4 protein-coding genes are annotated in these 2,767 nt (G+C 73.7%); all 4 read right to left on the reverse strand.

The window, feature by feature from the left end; genetic code table 11:
* Positions 1-43: 43 nt before the first annotated feature.
* Positions 44-1,033: a bifunctional DNA primase/polymerase gene (locus ABGB16_RS33415; RefSeq protein ID WP_347672047.1), complete on the reverse strand. Its 990-nt coding sequence runs from the start codon at positions 1,031-1,033 to the stop codon at positions 44-46.
* A 100-nt stretch (positions 1,034-1,133) separates the two neighbouring features.
* Positions 1,134-1,907, reverse strand: a complete 774-nt coding sequence (locus ABGB16_RS33420; RefSeq protein ID WP_347672048.1) for a DNA cytosine methyltransferase — start codon at positions 1,905-1,907, stop codon at positions 1,134-1,136.
* Positions 1,904-2,206 carry a hypothetical protein gene (locus tag ABGB16_RS33425; protein WP_347672049.1) on the reverse strand — a complete coding sequence of 101 codons (303 nt, stop codon included), beginning with the start codon at positions 2,204-2,206 and terminating at the stop codon, positions 1,904-1,906. Before ABGB16_RS33425 ends, ABGB16_RS33420 begins: the two co-directional genes overlap by 4 nt.
* Complete coding sequence (locus ABGB16_RS33430; protein WP_347672050.1) at positions 2,203-2,478, reverse strand: hypothetical protein; 276 nt, start codon at positions 2,476-2,478, stop codon at positions 2,203-2,205. The genes ABGB16_RS33425 and ABGB16_RS33430 overlap by 4 nt, the downstream gene beginning before the upstream one ends.
* Positions 2,479-2,767 lie beyond the last annotated feature (289 nt).

The raw sequence follows: 2,767 nt of genomic DNA on the forward strand, positions 1-2,767 counted from the left end.
ACGCGGATGGTTTCGGGGCCGGTGCCGATCTGTAGCCGCTCGGTCATGCTGCTGCCCTTCCCAGGTTGGCCAGGTGGCGCGGGTTGCGCGCCCCGGTGCGGAGGCCGGATGCGATCGTGCGGGCGATCTCGCCCGGCTGTAGTCCGATCGACAGCGCGGCGGGTTCAAGGACGGTGGTCACGTCGTCTTCGGTGAGCGCGCCCCCGGCGGCGAGCTGGCCGAGCGCAACCGCTGAGGTGAACAGCGCGTGGTTGCGCTGCCCGTCCGGGGCGGCGGCCAGGTGGGCGACCTGCCGGCGGATCGCGGCAGCGACGTACGCGCCGTGCCGGTCGGTCGGCAGCGCGACCGCGAGGGGCCGGGGTGCGGGTCGTGGGGCGGGTGCGAGTAGCCCGGCGAGCCATGCGGGCAGCGGGTCCGGGTCGCAGTCCAACGCCACGGTGTAGGGGCGGCCGGCGACGGTGGAGCCGGCGGCCACGACGTAGCCGCCGTGGGCGCGGGTGTCGACCTTCCAGCCGAGTCCGCCCCGGTCCCCGGTGGTGTTGCGCAGGTCGGGGCCGCTGCTGGGGTGCTGGTAGTACAGGTGGTTTCCGCCCCGCCCGGTGGTCACGGTGTAGGTGGTGTCGATGGTGCCGCCGTGCCGGTCGGCCAGGGCAATCAGTACGTCCGCCCCGTCGCGCATCCCCGCCCATCCGGGCGGCGGGGTGTCGTCGGCGTGCTTGGGCACGTCCAGGTCGACCACGACCAGCCCGGACGGGCCGCACGCGATGCCGATCCCGTAGGGGCGGGTCGACCAGGCGCGGCGGATGCGCTCCGGGTCGGTGGTGGCGCGTTCCTCCCACCCGACGTGCCGGCCGGCGGCGTGGCATCGGGGGTCGGTGCGGTCGCACCGCTCGGCGGTGCAGCGGTTCGGGAACGCGGGCCGCTTCGCCTCATCCTCGGCGGCGGCCGGGTGGTCGGGACGCAGGGGGAACACGTGCCAGCCGCGCGCAGCGCACGCGAGCGCGGCGGCCAGCAACGACGAAGTGTCGGGCATGACGGTCCTTCCTGGCACAGGCGTGCCGGTGGCCAGCGCCCGCGCGGCGCTGGCCACCGAGCAAGTGAGCGCGCGAAGCGCGCCGATCAGGGGTTCGGGTTCAGCCGGCGTGCTGCCGGTGGTGGGCGACAATCAGGCGGCCGACGACTTCACCGACCGCGGGGACGACGGCGTTGCCGAGTGCTCGGACGCGGGCAGGCTCCAGCCGGTCGGGAAGCCCATCAACCACTCGACGGCTTCGCCGCTCGGCCTCCATGAGCCCGTCGACCGGATGAACCCACGGACTCTGTCGGTGACCGCCTGCCGCATGCGGCGGCCGGCGCCGCCGCGCGGGTTGGCGCGGATCGGCCATCCCGAGCGGCCCATGCTCGCCGTGGGGGTGGGCCACCACGAACAGGCGTTCCCGCACGTGTGGGGCACCCACGGCGCACGCGGATAGCACCGACCACTGCGCATCGAACCCGAGCGCGGCCAGGTCACCGAGCATCCAGCCGAAGGCGTCAGCATCTCGAAGGAGAGCTGCGACGTTCTCCACGAGCACGTATCGGGGTCGTACCTGGCGAACCACGTCGAAGAACCACGGCCACCCCCACCGTTCGTCACCGATGCCGCGGCGGCGGCCGGCGGTCGAGAACGGTTGGCAGGGGAAACCGCCGGCGACCACGTGAACAGCGGGACGGGGACGGGACCGCCACCAGGTGGGGGCGGTGCGGACGTCGTCATGGCAGGGCACCTCCGGCCAATGTCGGGCGAGCACGAAACGGCAGAACGGTTCGATCTCGACCTGCCCGACCACGCGCATCCCCGCGCGTTCCAAGCCAAGGTCGAGCCCACCGATACCGGCGAACAGCGACAACACGTTGAGCCCGCTCACCGGGTGGCCTTCCTCGGATGGGGCCGCGCCGCGACGGCGGCGCGGGTGACGGTGTGTCGCAGGTCGGTGAGCAGCCCGGCCAACTGGCGGCGGGCGGCCACCTCAGCGGGGGCGAGAGCGACCCTGACGCGCACTTCGGCGTGCTCCCGCCCGGCGGCGGTGCGAACCCGCACGAGCACGGCGCGGGCACGGCCGGTCAGGTCGACCACGATCTCTTCCGACCGGTGCTCGCCCAGGTTGCAGCGGTGGTCCCGGCCGCACCAGTCGGTGTGACCGTCGCGGCCGGTGCGGCGGGTCACCGTGGGGTGCCCTTGTCGTGTAGCTCGCGCAGGTAGTTGAGCGCGACGCGGCCGGGGCGCAGGTGTTCTCCGGTGCCGTCGCAGCGGCGGCAGGCGCGGCCGGTGCGCAGGATCAGGGAGCGGCGGCGGCCGGTGCCGTGGCAGCGTCGGCAGCGCCGGAACGGCCGAACCCAGCACACGGCGAGGTAACCGAGGGTGACGGCGGTGAGGGTGAGCAGGATCAGGCCGGCAGCGGTGCCGGTGGTGGTTGCGGTCGCGGCGAGGGTGGGCACGGTAGGGCCTCCCAGGGCGTTTTCTGGGCTGAAACACGAGGTGGGGCGACCCGCGACCGGCGTAGGTCTGTGCTGACCAGGCCGGTCGCGGGTCGAGTCGCGTGAACGCGACCGGTCGCGGGCGGGCCGCGACCGTTCAGGCGGTGCGGCGGCGGCCGATCGCGGCGTCGATCGCGTCGGCCTTGGCTCCCTTGAGGACCTTGCCGGCCCGCTTGACATCTACGCTCGGTACACCAAACGCGCGGACCTGAGCGGAGATCGACTCGGCGGTGATGTCCGCGTAGTGCTC

Origin of the sequence: Micromonospora sp. B11E3 (genome assembly GCF_039871625.1) — a bacterium.
Lineage (GTDB): Bacteria > Actinomycetota > Actinomycetes > Mycobacteriales > Micromonosporaceae > Micromonospora.